This window comes from Nonomuraea sp. NPDC026600 (assembly GCF_040638335.1).
Lineage (GTDB): Bacteria > Actinomycetota > Actinomycetes > Streptosporangiales > Streptosporangiaceae > Nonomuraea.
The window spans coordinates 1-16,420 of the sequence record NZ_JBEZYD010000013.1 but is presented as its reverse complement, the minus strand read 5'-3'; the positions used below and the strand labels follow the sequence as shown (position 1 = coordinate 16,420).

Sequence of the window (16,420 nt, the reverse complement as noted above, 5' to 3'; positions counted from 1 at the left end):
GGCTGGTTGAACACTGCCCGGACCGTTGGTTGGGGACGGTCGGGTGAACACCGCCTCGACGGTCTGCTGAATGAGCGGCTCAACTGGCCTGGTCGAGTGACTGTTGTGGTGGCTCGTTTCCGCTTGCTCCGCGTCCCTGCCAAAACTGCGTGTTAGCAGGTCAGGCGTCCCTCCGGCGTATTAGCCATGCGCCGGCGAGTAACGGCAGCACGGCATAAGCGATCAGCACCATGGCCGCCGCCACAGGCGATAGCAGCGAGCCGTATACCGAATGGGTGAAAGCGTCACCGGTTATCTCGCGCGGGAGGGCTCCGATCTGCAGCGAGCCGAGCCGTTCGCTCCAGGGCTCAGGCAGGTTGCCCACGATGATCGGGATCACGTACACGAGGCCCACGAGGATCGTGATGGCTCCCGCCGTGGAGCATAAGGTCGCGCCCAATCCCAGCCCGAGCAGGGCGAACACCACCACGGAGAGGCTCGATGTGACAAGCGTCGGCAGTCTGTCGAGGAAGGGCGTCGTGTAGGAGCCGCGAAAGCGGTCGCCAATCATCCAGCGAGCGGCGAAGTAGGTCCCGAACACCACGAGCGGGCCGGTAACCAGGCCGAGCAGACCCACAATCGCGGACTTTCCTGCCAGGACCGGCCAGCGTCTTGGCACGATGGCGAGGCTCGTCCTGATCAGGCCAGTTGTGTATTCGGATGTAATGGTAAGTACGCCGAGGACGCCCATGCAGAGCTGTGGCACGATCAGCACCACTTCCTCCAGGTCCGCGATGCTGGCATGGGCCTGCCGTTCGGGGGTGGTGCTGTCGTACATCCCGACCGCCGCCCAGGCGACCGCGACGCCCAGCAGGATGCCGCCCAGACTGAGTCCCAGAGCCAGGTAGCTGGAGCGAACGGTGCGAACTTTCAGCCACTCCGACGCGAGCACGCTCACACGTCTCTCCTTCTGAACAGGTAGAACCCCGCCGCGAGCGCGACGATCGCATATGTGGCGAGGACCAGGAGCGCGGCCCAGGGCGGCAGGAAACCGTCGCCCAGCCGTCTGGAGAGCCGCTGGTCGGCGATCTGAGGCACGAGGTTGGGCAGCATGAGCGCGGCCACGCGAGTGTTCCACGGCGCCGGCAGGTAGTTGGCGATGCCGGGCAGGACGAACAGGAGCGACACCACCGAAACGAGCGCCGCCGCCGTGGATCGGGTGGCTACCCCCAGACCGAGGCCCACCAGTGCTAGCACGGTCACCGACAGTCCGGAGGCGAGCAGCATCGGTAGGTCGTTGGCCACGGAGGACTCGTTGAACTGCAAGTGACGGTCGCCCGCCATGAGGCGGCTCGTCACGTACGTGAGGATGATGATCGAGTTGGCGGCGACGAATGTAACGGCGGCGACTACGCCGGCCTTGGCCAGTAATAAGGTGCCTCGCTTGGGGACGGCGGTGAGGGTCGTGCGGATCATGCCGCTGGCCTGCTCCGCGGTGATGGCCAGCACGCCGAGGACCGCCAGGCTGATCTGGACGAGTGGCAGGAAACCCTGCTCAGGCGCCGCCGCTCGCAGTGATCCGCGTTCGTCCGCCAGGCCGCTGACGTAGAAAGTCCAGATCATGCCGAGAACCACCGTGAGCGCAGCCACTCCGAGCGCCTGATAGGTCGAGGTGACCGAGCGTAGCTTCAGCCATTCGGAAGACATGATTGCTCTCATCGTGCGGCTCCGTACTCCACGCTGCCCGCCGTCAGCGCAAGGTAGGCGTCTTCGAGTGATGGGTAGCGCCCGGTGAGCTCCGCCACGGTGGCTTCGGTGATCAGCTTGCCTCGGCCGACGATGATGATGCGCTCGGCGGTCAGTGCCATTTCGCTCATCAGATGGCTGGAGAGCAGGACGGTCCTGCCTTGCTTGGCCAATGAGCGCATTAAGTCGCGAATCCAGCGCACCCCGTCGGGATCGAGTCCGTTGACCGGTTCGTCGAACATCAGCGTGCCCGGGTCGCCGAGCAGGGCGGCCGCGATGCCGAGGCGCTGTTTCATGCCGAGTGAGAAGCCGCCCACCCGTTTGCGCGCCACACCGGCCAGGCCGACCTGTTGAAGGACCTCGGACACCCGCGTCGCACTGATGTCGTTGGTGCGGGCCAAGCACAACAGGTGGTTGTAGGCGCTGCGACCGCCATGCACAGCGCTCGCGTCGAGCAGCGCGCCCACCTCGCGCATGGGCCTGCTCAGCGAGGTGTATCGTCGCCCGTTGACGAGCGCCTCGCCCGAGGTCGGGGAGTCGAGGCCGAGGATCAGCCGCATCGTGGTGGACTTGCCGGCCCCGTTGGGACCCAGGAACCCGGTCACGTGGCCGGGCTCTACATTGAAGGACAGATCGTCGACGGCGAGCGTGTCGCCGTAGCGTTTGGTGAGACGGTTGAGTTCGATCACGCGGTAAAGAATGAAGTACGGCGGGCGTTCGTCACATCGGACCACGGTCCGAACCTCAAGGTCAGACCCTGGTCTGACGTGCGGGCCCACCGTCAACCACTACGGTCAACGCGTGAACGAATCCCACTCCCTCTTCACCGCTCGCTTGAGTCATCGTCAGCTGATCGCGTTGGACCTGCTGGCAGGGTTGGGCTTCTCTCTCTTGTTCCTCACGGCGTCGACGAGTGGGTCGCACCTGCCGCCATGGGCGAGGCTGGCTCTTATCCTGGGGCTGGGTTTGCCGCTGGTGCTGCGCAGGGTGTGGCCGTTGCCCGTTTTCTGCCTCATACTGACGCTCTCCATCGTGGTCGCTGCGGTGTTAGGGGTGTCGTTCGCCTATATCTCGCCTGCCTACGCGCTCTATATCGTCGCGCTGGCCGACGCCCGGGGTGTGTGGGTCCCGACCTCGGCGATCGGCGTGCTCACTCTGGTCACGCTGGTCGGAATGGTGGTCGCCGGCGCTTCGCCGCAGCAGGCGGGTCCCGCGTGGTTCACGAATATCGACGGGCCGCTCATCGGCGTCGCAGCGCTGGGCGGCGCATGGACGGTCGGGCGAGCCGTACGAGAACGAAGACACTATGCGGCGCGCGACGCCGAACGCCTGGCCGGACAGGCCGTGACAGAGGAGCGGCTGCGCATCGCCCGAGAACTGCACGATGTCGTCGCGCACAGCGTGGGGTTGATCGCGGTCAAGGCGGGCGTGGCCAATCATGTGATGGGCACCAGACCTGAAGAGGCACACGATGCGTTGCGGGTGATCGAGACCGCCAGTCGGAGTGCGCTCGTCGAGATGCGCCACTTGCTCGGCGTGCTCCGCTCAGACGAGACGCCCGACCGTGGCCCCGCTCCCGATCTCGGTGGCCTCGCGAGGCTGGCCGAGCAGGCCAGGCTGGCGGGAGTAGAGGTGGAGCTGGATCTCCGGTTAGCGGCAAGGGAAGGCCGTGGCAGCGGAGACAATGCCGCACTTCATTCGCGGATTGATCGTGTGGACGGCAGGGGCGCACCCGCTACTGCGGCGGATGGCAGGGACGCTCACGCTGCTGCGGCGACCAGTAGCGAGCGCGCAGACCGGGACAGCGCGGCTCTGGAGGGTGCCGACGCCCCGATCAGAGGCGGTGGGCCAGCGGTGGGGCGGGCTGACGGTCGGATTGATGTCCAGGTGGGGGCTGGCCGACGAGTCCCGGACAGAGAAGAGGGCGGAGCAGGCAGCCGTGGGGGAGGAGATATCTCGCGGCTCGGGGTGGGGCTGCCGGAGGGCGTGGAGTTGTCGGTCTATCGGATCGTCCAGGAGGCGCTGACCAATGTGGTGAAACATGCGGCACCGGCGCGGTGCCGGGTGTCGGTGGTCGCCGATGAGCGGGAGGTGCGGATCGAGGTGATCGATGACGGTCCTGGCCGCCGCACACTGCCGGGGGAGGGGACGGGGCACGGGCTGATCGGTATGAGAGAGCGGGTCATGATGTACGACGGAGTGTTCGAGGCCGGACGTCTGCCTGGGCGAGGGTTCCGGGTGTCGGCCCAGTTGCCTTATGGAGGCATTTCATGATTCGGGTCCTTGTCGCCGATGATCAGGCATTGCTCCGGGGGAGCTTCAGGGTGCTAGTCGACTCGGAGCCCGATCTGATGGTCGTCGGTGAGGCCGCGACGGGAGCCGAAGCGGTGGCCCTTGCTCTCCAGGAGAGACCCGATGTGGTCCTTATGGATGTACGGATGCCGGAGATGGATGGCATCGAGGCCACCAGGCGCATCGGTGATGTGGCTCGGGTCCTGATCGTGACCATGTTCGACCTCGACGCGTACGTTTACGACGCGCTCCGGGCCGGGGCCAGTGGGTTTCTGCTCAAGGACACCCCGCCGGCCGATCTGGTCGCTGCTATTCGGGTGGTCGCGAGCGGTGAGGCGCTGCTGGCGCCGACGGTGACGCGCAGGTTGATCGAGGAGTTCACCCGCACGCCGGCATCGCTAGAGGTCAAGGGGCTTCATGGGGTGACGGAGCGGGAGCGGGAGGTTCTCACATTGATCGCTCGGGGTCTTTCCAATAGCGAGATCACCGTCCATCTTCACCTCAGCCTGGCGACGGTCAAGACGCATATCGGTCGTTTGCTGGCCAAGCTTGACGCCCGGGATCGGGCACAGCTTGTCATCGTGGCGTACGAGAGCGGGCTCGTTTCTGCTGTTCGTTCAGGAGAGGGGCGGGAGCACAAGTGAGGTCGGGGCTGTTGAACGAAGGTTTGGGGAGTACAGGTGAGGTCGGGGCTGTTGATCGGGGGCTTGGGGGAGTGCGGGTGGGGCCGGGGCTGTTGATCGGAGGCTTGGGGAGCGCAGGGTCTGAGTGATGGTCCGGTAGCGTCCCGAGAGTGACCGATGTGAGGGTTGTCTTCCGGAAGTACGGCGGGGCGTTGCACTGGAATCATCCCGCGAAGGTGCTCGGCGAGGATGAGCACGGGGTGTGGGCCGCGGCGCCGAAAGGGACGGTTGCCCGTAAGGGGGAGGGGCCGCCGGTGGTGTGGAAGACCACGGCCATCATGCTGTTCCCGCGTGACGGGTGGTGGACGGCGTCTTTCAACTCACCGCCGAATCGGGCTGAGGTGTATGTGGACGTCACTACCGTTCCCGAGTGGCGTGACGACGAGGTGACCATGCTGGATCTCGACCTTGACGTGATCAGGATGCGGGATGGGCGGCTGATTTTGGACGATGAGGATGAGTTCGCCGAGCACCAGGTGTTACTGGGATATCCGGAACAGATGATCGCGCGGGCGGAGGAGACGGCCAGGTGGTTGATGGGCGCGGTGGGAGAACGGCAGGGGCCGTTCGGGGGTGCGCATTCGAGATGGCTCGATCGGATGGGTGGAGCAACGCGAGTTGAGTAAGGGCTGTCTCCGGGAGTTACCAGCGTGGGGAGGCATCGGTGGGCACAGCAAGAATGCGCGGGCATTGAGAAACCGTGGACCCGCTGGAAGAGGCCCGGGGATATGTAGAGACCGTGGAGCTGGTGGAAATCCGTGGGTGGGTTGGGAGTAGCCGTGTGTACGGAGATGTCGTGGGTGGGCTGGGAGTAGTTGTGTGTATGGGGAAGTCGTGGGTGGGCTGGGAGTAGCCGGGTGTACGCAGAAGCCGTAGCTGGGCTGGAAGAAATTGTGAGCGCGCGGAAGCTGTAGACGCTGAGAGAAGTCACGGCTGACAAGAAGCTGCGGATCGGAACGAAGTCGTCCACACGAGGGAAAAGCGTGTGGGCCCCGCCAAAGAGCGAGGCCCGGGCTTTTGGTGTTAGTGGATGAGGCGTAGGGCTTCGGCCATGGAGGCGAGACGGCTGGGGGAGGCGAGGCCGGCGTGGTAGAGGTGGAAGTCCGTGGCGCCTGCCTTGGCGTACGTTCGGAGCTGCTCAGCTAGCGCTGAACCGTCGGCGGGGCGTGGGGGAAGGGCCAGGACGTACGCGCCCACTCGCTGGCCGGGGTCGCAGAGTTCGCCGAGCTTGGCCAGGCGGGCGGCGTCCGAAGCCGGGTCGCCCCAGCAGCTGCCCACCAGGACCTCCGCTCCGGGTTCGCCGGCGGGGAGGGCGGCGAACGAGCTGGCCGCCCACGGGTCGGGGTTGGCGTGCAGGGTGACGGGGACGTTCGGCGCGGTCTTGCGGGCCACGGCGATGAGGCGGGTGCGCAGTGATGCCGACAACTCGACGCGCACGGCTCGGACATCGTCGGCGAGTGGGCCGAGAGCGGCCTCCACGGTCGCGGGAGACGGTGGCGATGTAGATGCTGGGGATGCGGAGGCGGAGGTGGGGGCGAAAGAGGTCGGCGCGGGGGGCGCCTGTGTGGGAGCAGTCGGTGCGGGAGAGGTGACGGCCCTGGCGGGAAGGCCGTCGATGGCTGCGCGGACGCGCTCTCTGGTGCCCTCCGGGTAGCGGGGCGCGCAGGCCGTGCAGAAGCAGAGCGTCAGCAGGTCACTGTGTACGGACGTCCAGTCGGCGCCGGCCGTCTTCTCGTGCACGCTCTGGTGCCCGAACCCCATGGGGCCGCACGCCTCAAGGATGAGCCCGTCCGGCTCTCCGACGGTCAGGATCTCGCTGACCAGATGTTCGCAGTACTCGATCACGTCCTCGTAAGCGGGACACAACGCATATGGATAGGGATCACCGAATGCGTTACGCACCACCAGGTCAGGGTGTACGCCGCCCAGGAATGAGTTGTGCGTCAACACCGTCCACGCGTGCACCTGCAGTCCGACGGCCTTCAGGGCGTCTCGGGCCTGCAGGAAGGCGTCCGTGGGTGTCCAGGTCGGGGAGGCCGGTGTCAGGCGTCCCCAGGAGGAGGAGCGTACCGGCAGGTAGAAAGCCGAATAGGGGACGTCCAGCACCCGGTGGGCGGGGTGATACGGCGTTGCCGCGCGGGTGGAGTGATAGCTGGCCGCCACCGCCACGGCCTCGACGCCCAGCTCCGCGAGGCGCGAAGGGGCCGACGGGTCGCCGACGATGTCCCAGGGGTAGGCGTAGGCCACGTTCACCAGCGCGGTCTCCTCGCAGAGAAAGCAGGCTCGAAGCGCTGCATATAGGTGGTGTCGTCGCGTTCGGTGATTCCGCACGCGAGATATTGCTCGTGCATTACGGCCAAGGCGTCCCGGTCCAGTTCGATGCCGAGGCCGGGGCCGTCGGGGACGGGTACGGCGCCGTCGACGAACCGCAACGTGCCCGGTGCGACCACGTCCTGCCCGTTCTGCCACGGTGTGTGGGTGTCGCAGGCGTGGGTGAGATTGGGAGTGGCGGCGGCCAGGTGGGTCATCGCGGCCAGGCTGATCCCGAGGTGGGAGTTGGAGTGCATGGACAGCTCCAGCCCGAACGTGTCACACAGCGCGGCGATATGCGAGGAACGTACGAGCCCGCCCCAGTAGTGGTGGTCGAGCAGCAGCACGCCGATCGCTCTGGCGGCGATGGCGGGTGGCAGGTGTTCGGGAGTCACCACGCACATGTTGGTGGCCAGCGGCATCGGCACCTCGGCGGCGACCTTCGACATGCCGGGAATTCCCGGTGTGGGGTCCTCCAGATACTGCAGGGTGCCTTCCAGCGCTTGTCCTACCTGGATGGAGGTCTCGACGGTCCAGGCGGCGTTCGGGTCGAGGCGGAGCGGCACGCCGGGAAACGCCTCCCGCAGGGCTATGGTCGCCTCGACCTCTTCCTGAGGTGCGAACACGCCGCCTTTGAGCTTGATCGACGTGAAGCCGTACTCTTTGATCAGCATCGATGCCTGGTCGACCAGCCCCGCCGGGTCGAGCGCCGCGCCGAACCTGTCGGGCTCGCCGCCCGGATGCCCCGCCCATTTGTAGAAGAGATAGGCACTGTACGGTACGGCGTCGCGTACTCGGCCGCCCAGCAGGTCGACCACGGGCACGCCGGCTGCCTTGCCGCGAATGTCCAGGCAGGCCACCTCGAAAGTCGCGAACACCCGATCGATGCTCTTCTCCTGGGTCGCGGCCCCGGTCAAGCCATGCATATCGGTCACCACATCGCCGACGATCGCGCTGATCCTGGCGTACATCTCGTTCGTCGCATGCACGTCCACGCCGACCAGCGCCTCGGCGCATTCGCGTACCTTGGTGAGATGTGCCAGGTCACCGTACGTCTCGCCGAGGCCGCTCAATCCCTCGTCGGTGACCACCTCGACGATTGTCCGCAGCGCCCAGGGTTCGTGCACCCCGGCGGCGTTCAGCAGTGGCGGATCCCTGAAGGCTACGGGGGTGACGTGGATCTGCCGGATGATCATATGACCGCCGTCCATATATGTGAACACTTGCCAGGTTTGTGGACAGGTTGCGGCAACTGTAAGAATCAACATGAAGCAGTGTCAAGACTCCGAAGGGCCATTCGATGATCTACGGACACGACCCCAGGACCGGCGAGACCGTGGGCACCGCCCTGCCTGAAACCGACCGAGCCGGGGTCGACCTGGTGGTTTCCGCTGCGGCAGCCGCGGGCGCGGCTTGGCGGGCGACGCCGGCCGCCGAACGGGCCGAAGCGCTGGAAACCGTCGCCGACGCTCTCGCCGCGAAGGTGGACGAGCTGTGGCAGACCGCCGACAGTGAGACCGCGCTGGGAGAGGTACGGCTGCGTGGTGAGGTCGCTCGTACGGCCGGGCAGTTCCGGTTGTTCGCCCAGGTGCTCAGGGACGGCGGCTACGTCGACGCCATCATCGACCACGCCGATCCCTCGGCCACCCCGCCCAGGCCCGACGTGCGCCGGATGAAGCAGCCGCTGGCCGGTGTGGTCGCGGTGTTCGCGGCGAGCAACTTCCCGTTCGCGTTCTCCGTGGCGGGTGGCGACACCGCCTCGGCGTTGGCCGCCGGTTGCGCGGTCGTCGTGAAGGCGCATCCCGGCCACCCGAACACTTCCGAGCAGGTCGCCCGCATCGTCCGCAAGGCTCTGCCGTACCCCGATCTGCTGGGGCTGGTGCAGGGCATGCAGGCGGGCGCCGACCTGGTGCAGCACCCGAGCGTGGTCGCGGCCGGGTTCACCGGGTCTGTCGCGGGTGGCAAGGCGATCCAGGGGCTGATCGACGAGCGGGAGGTGCCGATCCCGTTCTTCGGCGAGTTGGGCAGCGTCAATCCGGTTGTGGTGCTGCCGTCCGCGCCCGTGGCGGAGGTGGCCACCGGGTTCGCCGCGTCGCTGACGATGGGGGTCGGGCAGTTCTGTACGAATCCCGGGCTGATGTTCGTGCCTGAGAACGATGAGCTACGCAAGGCGCTGGCCGAGGCTGTCGAGGGCACCACCGGTGGGCCGATGCTGGCCGAGCGGATCAGGGACGGCTACGAGGGCGGGCTGCAGCGGCTTGGCGAGCTGCCGCTCCTGGCCGAGGGCAAGGCGGGGGAGGGGAGTTGGGCGGTCACGCCCAAGGTGTTCACCACGGATCTCGACTCGTTCGCGGAGAAGCTGCCGGGCATCGGCGAGGAGTGCTTCGGGCCGGCGTCGATCGTCGTGACTTATCGCGAAATTTCGGATCTGCGGCCCGTGCTGGAGCGGCTGGATGGGTCGCTGACGGCCACCGTGCACGCCACCGACCCCGGCGAGGCCGGTGAGGTCGCCGAGGTGCTCGGGCGTAAGGCCGGGCGGCTGATCTGGAACGGGTGGCCCACCGGGGTGGCGGTGTGCTGGGCGATGCATCACGGAGGTCCGTGGCCGGCTTCGACGGCGGCCGCGCACACGTCGGTCGGCGCGACGGCCATCGACCGGTGGCTGGTGCCGACGGCGTACCAGGACTGGCCGGAGGAGTTGCTCCCGGAGGAGCTCAGGGACGACAACCCGCTGAGTGTTCCGCGCCGGGTGGATGGTGCGCTGGGGCGTTAGGGGCGTTAGAGGGCGGGAGTGACGCAGGGACGCGCCCCGGCCTCCTGGGGCGGAGCCGATCGTGATGCGGCATCACGGGCCCCGGCGCAGACGCGTCCCGGCGTTCTGGGGGGTGGAGCCGATCGTGATGCGGCATCACGGGCCCCGGCGCAGACGCGCCCCGGCGTTCTCGGGGTGGAGGGGCGCGTCTTTCTGGCTGGTTTGGTGTCCCGGGGGGAGGAGCGCGTCTCTCTGGCTCGTCTGATGGTGAGGGCGGGGCGGGGGATGACGGTTTGATGGTCAAGGCCGGGGTGCGGTTGCGGGGGTTGGAGGTCGGCATGGCGGGGACGACGGTTTGATGGTGAGGGCGGGGCGGGAGAGGACGGGTTCGATGGTGAGGGCGGGGTCGGTAGGAGGGCGGGTTCGATGGTGGAGGACGCATCCTTGAACGGCCCCAGAAGAGCGGTTAAGCCCCGGCGATCTCCAAGCCGATCGCGAGGATCCGTTCCAGCTCCGCCAGATCCTCAGCGGAGGGATCGACCAGCGGAGCCCGTACCCCGCCGACCTCCAACCCCCGCAACCGCACCCCCGCCTTGACCAGCGAGACCGCGTACCCCGGCACCCGATCGCGCAGTTCCACCAGCGGCAGGTAGAAGTCGGTCAGCAGCCGCTGCACCAGCACCTCGTCATCCCCGGTCACCGCCTTGTGAAAGGCCAGCGCGATCTCCGGTGCGAAGGCGAACACCGCGCTGGAATACAGCGTCACGCCCAGCCCCCGGTAGGCGGGGACGGTCAGTTCGGCGGTGGGCAGTCCGTTGAAGAACGTGAACTCCCGGTCCGTGGACCGGCGAACGGTCAGGATGATGCGCTGGAGCAGGTCGAAGTCGCCGAGCCCGTCCTTGAAGCCGATGATCTCGGGCACCTGGGCCAGGGTGGCCACGGCTGAGGGGGAGAAGCGGGCGGTGCCGCGCTGGTAGATGATGACGGGCAGACCGCCGGCCGAGGCCACCTCGCGTACGTAGCGGACCAGACCGTCCGGGGGCGCGGTGACCAGGTAGGGGGGCATCAGCAGCAGGCCGTCGGCTCCGTTGTCCGCCGCCGCGCGGGCGAGCGCCTTGGCGGTGGGCAGTGGGCCGCCCGCGCCGGCGAAGGCGGGCACCCGGCCGCCGGTGGCGGTCACCGACGCGGCCACGACCTTGGTGTAGTCGGCGAGGTCGAGCGCGTTGAACTCGCCTGTGCCGCACGCGGTGAACACTCCTCCGGCCCCGGCGGCGACCCCCTGGGCGACGTGCTCGGCCACTGTCTGTTCGGCTATGTCGCCATCGGTGCCGTAGGGGGTCACGGGAAAGAAGAGAACACCATCTAGCCGCATCAACGATCCTTCCTAGCGGATGCCCTCCCGGCGAAGAGTGGCAGCCAGCTTGCGAGTGTGTTTGATCACCGCATCGGTGATCTTCTCGACCTCGGTGGGTGCCAGGCCCGCCGGCATCGAGCAGCTGATCGCGTCCGTGGCGGGGATCCGGTAGTCGACGGCCACCGCCACGCACGCCACGCCGGGGGTGCCCTGCTCGCGTTCATAGGCCCAGCCGCGGGTGCGTACCTGGTCGAGCTCGCCGATCAGCTTGGCCGGATCGGTGAACGTGTGCTCGGTGATCGGTTGTAGCGGGTCGGGCAGCAGGGCCGCGACCTCGTCGTCGGTGAGCTGGGCGAGCAGCACCTGGCCGAGGGCCGTGACGTGGGCGGGCAGCCGCCGGCCCACCCTCGGGATCACGTGGTGCGCCTCCCGTGACTCCCTGGTCGCCAGGTAGAGGACGTGTGCTTCGTCGCGGCGGGCGAAATGTGCGGTCTGGCCGGTCTCCGCGCGCAGGTCCTCCAGCGTCTCCTGGGCCAGTGGCAGCGCGGGGTCCTTGTCGAGGTACGCGGTGCCGGTCAGCAGCGCGTGCGGCCCGATGCCGAAGGATGATCTGGCGGAGTCGGTCTCGACCCAGTTCAGCTCGACGAGCGTGCGCATCAGGGCGTGGAGCGAGCTGCGCGGGAATCCCGTGTGCTGCTGGAGCTCCGACAGTGTCAGGGTCTCGTGAGAGGCGGCCAGGGTCTCCAGGATGCGGACCGTCCGCTCGGCGGACTTGACTAGCTGGGGCTCCATACTCATCCCATCTCGACAGCGGCTTCAGATTGTCAGCATATGGGATCCCATCCAGATACATGGACATCTAACCCTTGATGGCGCCGCTGGTGAGGCCACGCATGAACTGCCGCTGGAAGGCCAGGAAGGCGATGATCGACGGCAGCAGCGCGAGCAGTGTCGCCGCGAGCAGTACGCCGATGCCGACCTCCTCGTCGGAGCGCAGCGAGCGCAGGGCGATGGGCAGGGTCCACATGCTCGACTCGGGCGCCACGATCAGCGGGAGCAGGTACTGGTCCCAGATCATGGTGAAGCCGAAGACGCCGATGACGCCGAGCGCGGGCCGGCACAGCGGCAGGATGATGCCGAAGAAGATGCGCAGCTCGCCCGCGCCGTCGATGCGCGCGGCCTCCTCCAGCTCGACCGGCACTTCCTTCATGAACTCGGTCATGACCAGGATGGAGAAGCCCCAGGCGCCGACGGGCAGGATCATGCCCGCGTACGTTCCGATGAGGTCCGCGTGGATGATGGGCATGTCGGCGAGCACCAGCGAGAGCGGGATCGCGATGATCTCCTCGGGCAGCATCATCGTCGCCAGCATGATCAGCATCACGAACGCCATGCCTCTGAACTTCTTGCGCGCGAGCGCGTAGGCGGCGAAGACGCTCACCAGCATCTGGAGCAGCAGCCCGAACCCGACCACCACGAACGAGTTGAACAGGTAGTGGTAGACGTTCTTCTTGCCGGCCTGGACGAAGTTCTCCAGCGTGAAGTCGTCGGGCCAGAGCGAGAAAGCGGTCGGGTCGAGCGTCTTGTTGAAGGCGCTGACCAGCAGCCCGACGAGCGGCCCGGTGAAGACGATCACCATGAAGGCGTAGGCCAGAACCTTGCCGACCGTGGCCAGGGGGCCCCGCCTGGCCTCCAGGCCGAGCGCACTGTCGAATCTCATCATGCGTTCTGCCTCCTGCGCATGACCTGGACCAGGACGGTGAGCACCAGGGTCGCCACGAACAACACGATCCCGCCGGCCGCTGCGATGCCCAGCTCGCTCTTCTGGAACCCGAGCTTGTAGATCAGGGTCATCAGCACTTCGGACGACCCGTTCGGCCCGCCGTTCGTCAGCACGTACACCTCGACGAAGACGCGCAGGCCGCGGATGGCGGCGAGGGTGAACAGGATCCAGAACACCGGGCGCAGCGCGGGCAGCGTGATGTGCCGCAACCGGTGCCATGTCGTGGCTCCGTCCACGGCGGCGGCCTCGTACAGCGTGCGGTCCACGCCGACCAACCCGGCCAGGAAGATCATCATGTCGTACGGCGTGCCGCGCCAGATGTTCATGCCCATGATCGACAGCAGCGAGGAGTGCTCGCTGGCCAGGAAGGGCTGCGGTTCCAGGGCGATCCAGCCGAGGATGCTGTTGACCATGCCGCTGTCGGCGGGGTGGTACATGATCCGCCAGACCTCGGCGACCGCCGCCATCGTGGTCACCACCGGCAAGAACGCCGCGGTCCTGATGAACCAGAGATAGCGGGCCGGTCCCTCGACGAGCAGGGCGAACACCAGTCCCAGGACCAGCGAGCCCGCTGTGGTGCCCAGAGCCAGCAGGACGCTGTGCCAGATCGCCGCCGTGAAGGCGTCGTCGGTCATGATCGTGGCGTAGTTGTCGAGGCCCACCCACCGGTCACCCAGGTACGGACGGACCTCGTAGAAGCTCATCCGCAGGCCCTCGAACATGGGGATGAACTTGAAGAACAGGAACAGCAGCAAGGCCGGCGACAGGAACGCCCACGCGATGAGGGTCCCCCGCCGCCGCGTCCGCTTGGGACGGCGGCGGGGGGTCACCGTGTGGCTCCGCGCCTGGGTGAGCGTCGGAGTCATGATGCTTTCTGGGTCTGCAGTTCCTGGGTGAGCTTGGTGTTCAGCGTGTCCATCGCGGTCTTGACGTTGGCTGAGCAGTCGGCCCACACGGTGTTGATGGAGTCGGCGGAGTCCTGGCGGATCGGTGCCCAGTTCGGCACCGGCGGCGCGTAGACCGCGTTGGCGTAGGCCTCCTGGAAGACCTTCCAGCGCGGATCCTGGCGTTCGGCGCCCAGGTCGACCTGGGAGTTGACCGGCAGGCGGACGATGGCGCCGTTGGCGTCCTTGTTCATGCCGATCCGCTGGCCGTCGGGGGAGACCGCGTACTCGGCGAACTTCTTCTGGCCCTCGACATTGTCGGAACCGGCCATCATGTAGACGTTCTCGCCCTCACCGAGGGTGCCGGGGCCGCCCGACGGGCCCTTGGGCACCGGTACGACCTCGATCTTGTCGGTCCCGATGCTCTTGACGAACCTGGCGAGCACGTACGGACCGACCAGGTAGATGCCGCCCTGGCCCTTCTCGAACACCTCGTGGGTGACGGTCGTGTCGTTGCTGACCGCGCCCGGGTTGACGGTCTTGGCCTTGCAGAACTGGTCCTGTAGGTACTGGACCGCCTCCACGGTCTTGGGGTCGTTCACGATGGGGGCGAACTTGCCGCCGCCGTTGGCCTTCACGAAGTCGCCGCCGTTGGCGTAGATCAGTGAGGAGGCGTACCAGGAGGCGTAGCCGCGCTTGGTGCCCGCGGGGATGACGAAGCCGGCCGTGTCCTTCTGGCCGTTGCCGTCCGGGTCCTTGTCGGTGAAGGCCGCGGCCAGCTTGGCCAGGTCGTCCCAGGACTGGGGCGGCTCCATGCCGACCTTCTCCCGCCAGTCCTTGCGGATGATCAGGGCGAAGGCCTGGGCGGAGAACGGTGTGCCGTAGTACTTGCCGTCGGCGCCCTGGGCGGCCTTCCAGGCCTGCTCAGACACCTTGTCGCCGCCGGCGAGCTTGGCCTTGTCGACCTCCTGCAGCCAGCCCTGCGTGTGCATGTTGCCGAGTTGTGCCGTGTCGTTGATGACGATGTCAGGTAACTTCTTCTGAGCTGCCTGCTGTTGAAGCTTTGTCTCGAAGTCATCGAAGAGCGCGACGACTTTCGTCTTGATCCCGCTGGCTTTCGTGAACGCGTCGGCCAATTTCACGGCCGTTTTGGCGGAGTCGGAATCGGGCGCCTGCCTGATCCAGATCTCTAACGCGTTGTCGGAACTCGATCCCCCGGAGCCGCAGCCTGTCAGCGTTACGGCCAGGGCCGTCGCAATCGCGGCCCCGAGCAGCTGGCGTGACATCAGACCGCCTCCCGTTCACATACGTGGACAACTGTCGCAGACGTGGAGCATGTCCATGTGAACGTAACGAGTGACGTAGGTCACGGTCAACATTCAAGAATGTGAAGTTCGACCAGAGTTGTGTACGACAATGACCCTCATGCGCATTCTCATGACCGGTGCCGCCGGCAAGGTCGGCACGCTGCTCCGTCCCCGCCTGGCCCGTGACGGCCGTACGCTGCGCCTTTCCGATCTCCAGCCGGTGGAGACCGGGCCCGGTGAGGAGATGGTGACGGCCGACCTCGCCGACGAGGCGGCCGTGGCCGAGGCGATGAAGGGCGTCGACGCGGTGATCCACCTGGGCGGGCAGAGCCGGGAGCATCCGTGGGCCGACATCGTACGGGCCAATATGGACGGCACGCACGTCCTGCTCGAGGCCGCCCGTAAAGAGGGCGTCGAGCACTTGGTGCTGATGGGCAGCCACCACGCGGCCGGCTTCCACACCCGGCCCGCCTCGGGCGCGGACCTGCCCGACTACGCCTTCCCGCGGCCCGACACCTTCTATGGCGTGAGCAAGGTCGTCATGGAGGCCCTCGGCAGCCTCTACCACGACAGGTTCGGCCTGAACGTGACCGTTATCCGGCTGGGCACCTGCAACGAGGGCACGGGCGACACGCGCGGCCTGGCCACTTGGATCTCCCCGGACGACCTCGCCCGCCTGGTGGAGGCCGCGCTGATCGCGCCCGGCTATCACGTCGTCTGGGGCGTCTCCGACAACGCGCGCCGCTGGTGGTCGCTGGAGGAGGCCCGGGCGATCGGGTACGTGTCGCAGGACGACTCGGAGGGCCAGGCCGCCGCGCTGATCGCCGAGCAGGGCGAGCCCGATCTGAGCGAGCCGCTGCACGATCGGGCGGGCGGCGTCTTCACGCTGAAGGATCTCGGGGGCAAGTGGTAGGGGCGTTTCGCCAGCATGACGCGGTTGCGGGTGGCAGTGCAACCGGTTGTATTCACCGGCAAGACATTCATCCGACCCTTTCGTCTCGACTGCCCCGTGACCTGGGGGATCTAGTTATCGATATATCGGTAACGTCTTTGTAACGCCTGCAAAGGGTTGACGAAACTTTTGGCGCACCTATAGGAAGGCGCTATCCGATCCCGCCGAGCCGGGCAGGCCCGAAATGAGGGGTGCATGAATGTCTGTAACCCCGGACAGCGCGGTTGCGACCGTGTCATCACACGCGCAACCGCCCATAGGGCGTCGTAACGGCTCCCAGGTTAACGCTCACAGACGGCGTGAGGCGCGTACCGCCTACGTCTTCCTCGCGCCATGGTTCATCGGTCTGTTCGTGATCACGGTTGGTCCGATCCTGGC

Annotated in this window: 15 protein-coding genes; 5 read left to right on the top strand and 10 right to left on the bottom strand. The window is 67.0% G+C overall.

The window, feature by feature from the left end; all coding sequences use genetic code 11:
• Positions 1-160: 160 nt before the first annotated feature.
• Genes AB0F17_RS28275 through AB0F17_RS28265 form a run of 3 tightly spaced genes read right to left on the bottom strand, consistent with a single transcriptional unit; the run spans position 161 to position 2,414 of the window.
• On the bottom strand, positions 161-937 hold the full coding sequence (locus AB0F17_RS28275; protein WP_358028574.1) for an ABC transporter permease: 777 nt from the start codon (positions 935-937) through the stop codon (positions 161-163).
• Positions 934-1,686, bottom strand: coding sequence for an ABC transporter permease subunit (locus AB0F17_RS28270; protein ID WP_358028571.1), 753 nt, complete (start codon positions 1,684-1,686; stop codon positions 934-936). The genes AB0F17_RS28275 and AB0F17_RS28270 overlap by 4 nt, the downstream gene beginning before the upstream one ends.
• An 8-nt stretch (positions 1,687-1,694) precedes the next feature.
• Positions 1,695-2,414 (bottom strand): ATP-binding cassette domain-containing protein, encoded by a 720-nt coding sequence (locus AB0F17_RS28265; RefSeq protein WP_358028568.1) that lies wholly within the window; start codon positions 2,412-2,414, stop codon positions 1,695-1,697.
• Between the two features lie 112 nt (positions 2,415-2,526).
• Between AB0F17_RS28265 and AB0F17_RS28260 the strand changes: the two genes are divergently transcribed.
• The 3 genes from AB0F17_RS28260 (at position 2,527) to AB0F17_RS28250 (ending at position 5,326) form a co-directional block, all read left to right on the top strand.
• Positions 2,527-3,999 carry a histidine kinase gene (locus AB0F17_RS28260; RefSeq protein WP_358028565.1) on the top strand — a complete coding sequence of 491 codons (1,473 nt, stop codon included), beginning with the start codon at positions 2,527-2,529 and terminating at the stop codon, positions 3,997-3,999.
• Positions 3,996-4,661, top strand: a complete 666-nt coding sequence (locus AB0F17_RS28255) for a response regulator transcription factor (protein WP_358028562.1) — start codon at positions 3,996-3,998, stop codon at positions 4,659-4,661. The genes AB0F17_RS28260 and AB0F17_RS28255 overlap by 4 nt, the downstream gene beginning before the upstream one ends.
• A gap of 149 nt (positions 4,662-4,810) precedes the next feature.
• On the top strand, positions 4,811-5,326 hold the full coding sequence (locus AB0F17_RS28250) for a DUF402 domain-containing protein (protein WP_358028557.1): 516 nt from the start codon (positions 4,811-4,813) through the stop codon (positions 5,324-5,326).
• A gap of 397 nt (positions 5,327-5,723) precedes the next feature.
• Here the strand turns inward: AB0F17_RS28250 and AB0F17_RS28245 are convergent, their stop codons facing one another.
• Positions 5,724-6,953 (bottom strand): hypothetical protein, encoded by a 1,230-nt coding sequence (locus tag AB0F17_RS28245; protein ID WP_358028554.1) that lies wholly within the window; start codon positions 6,951-6,953, stop codon positions 5,724-5,726.
• A complete protein-coding gene (locus AB0F17_RS28240) occupies positions 6,950-8,206 on the bottom strand; it encodes a glucarate dehydratase family protein (protein WP_358028551.1) in 1,257 nt (418 codons plus the stop codon). The genes AB0F17_RS28245 and AB0F17_RS28240 overlap by 4 nt, the downstream gene beginning before the upstream one ends.
• A gap of 104 nt (positions 8,207-8,310) precedes the next feature.
• Here AB0F17_RS28240 and AB0F17_RS28235 point away from each other — a divergent pair, with 104 nt between their 5' ends.
• A complete protein-coding gene (locus AB0F17_RS28235; RefSeq protein WP_358028548.1) occupies positions 8,311-9,783 on the top strand; it encodes an aldehyde dehydrogenase (NADP(+)) in 1,473 nt (490 codons plus the stop codon).
• A 445-nt stretch (positions 9,784-10,228) separates the two neighbouring features.
• Here the strand turns inward: AB0F17_RS28235 and AB0F17_RS28230 are convergent, their stop codons facing one another.
• From AB0F17_RS28230 to AB0F17_RS28210, 5 genes are all read right to left on the bottom strand, one after another.
• Positions 10,229-11,134 carry a 5-dehydro-4-deoxyglucarate dehydratase gene (locus tag AB0F17_RS28230; RefSeq protein ID WP_358028545.1) on the bottom strand — a complete coding sequence of 302 codons (906 nt, stop codon included), beginning with the start codon at positions 11,132-11,134 and terminating at the stop codon, positions 10,229-10,231.
• Between the two features lie 12 nt (positions 11,135-11,146).
• Entirely contained in the window at positions 11,147-11,908 is a 762-nt protein-coding gene (locus AB0F17_RS28225; RefSeq protein WP_358028542.1) for an IclR family transcriptional regulator, read from the bottom strand.
• 67 nt (positions 11,909-11,975) lie between these two features.
• On the bottom strand, positions 11,976-12,839 hold the full coding sequence (locus AB0F17_RS28220) for a carbohydrate ABC transporter permease (RefSeq protein ID WP_250907731.1): 864 nt from the start codon (positions 12,837-12,839) through the stop codon (positions 11,976-11,978).
• Entirely contained in the window at positions 12,836-13,765 is a 930-nt protein-coding gene (locus AB0F17_RS28215; RefSeq protein WP_358028540.1) for a sugar ABC transporter permease, read from the bottom strand. The genes AB0F17_RS28220 and AB0F17_RS28215 overlap by 4 nt, the downstream gene beginning before the upstream one ends.
• Entirely contained in the window at positions 13,762-15,069 is a 1,308-nt protein-coding gene (locus AB0F17_RS28210; RefSeq protein WP_358028538.1) for a sugar ABC transporter substrate-binding protein, read from the bottom strand. Before AB0F17_RS28210 ends, AB0F17_RS28215 begins: the two co-directional genes overlap by 4 nt.
• Before the next feature lie 139 nt (positions 15,070-15,208).
• On the opposite strand from AB0F17_RS28210, the gene AB0F17_RS28205 reads away from it, so the two are divergent.
• Entirely contained in the window at positions 15,209-16,003 is a 795-nt protein-coding gene (locus AB0F17_RS28205; RefSeq protein WP_358028535.1) for an NAD(P)-dependent oxidoreductase, read from the top strand.
• Positions 16,004-16,420 lie beyond the last annotated feature (417 nt).

Bases quoted from the DNA above. Each gene is read 5' to 3' on its own strand.
- AB0F17_RS28235 (WP_358028548.1), top strand. From the start codon at position 8,311: ATGATCTACGGACACGACCCCAGGACCGGCGAGACCGTGGGCACCGCC.
- AB0F17_RS28230 (WP_358028545.1), bottom strand. From the start codon at position 11,134: ATGCGGCTAGATGGTGTTCTCTTCTTTCCCGTGACCCCCTACGGCACC.
- AB0F17_RS28240 (WP_358028551.1), bottom strand. From the start codon at position 8,206: ATGATCATCCGGCAGATCCACGTCACCCCCGTAGCCTTCAGGGATCCG.
- AB0F17_RS28220 (WP_250907731.1), bottom strand. From the start codon at position 12,839: ATGATGAGATTCGACAGTGCGCTCGGCCTGGAGGCCAGGCGGGGCCCC.
- AB0F17_RS28205 (WP_358028535.1), top strand. From the start codon at position 15,209: ATGCGCATTCTCATGACCGGTGCCGCCGGCAAGGTCGGCACGCTGCTC.
- AB0F17_RS28270 (WP_358028571.1), bottom strand. From the start codon at position 1,686: ATGTCTTCCGAATGGCTGAAGCTACGCTCGGTCACCTCGACCTATCAG.
- AB0F17_RS28215 (WP_358028540.1), bottom strand. From the start codon at position 13,765: ATGACTCCGACGCTCACCCAGGCGCGGAGCCACACGGTGACCCCCCGC.
- AB0F17_RS28225 (WP_358028542.1), bottom strand. From the start codon at position 11,908: ATGGAGCCCCAGCTAGTCAAGTCCGCCGAGCGGACGGTCCGCATCCTG.
- AB0F17_RS28255 (WP_358028562.1), top strand. From the start codon at position 3,996: ATGATTCGGGTCCTTGTCGCCGATGATCAGGCATTGCTCCGGGGGAGC.
- AB0F17_RS28210 (WP_358028538.1), bottom strand. From the start codon at position 15,069: ATGTCACGCCAGCTGCTCGGGGCCGCGATTGCGACGGCCCTGGCCGTA.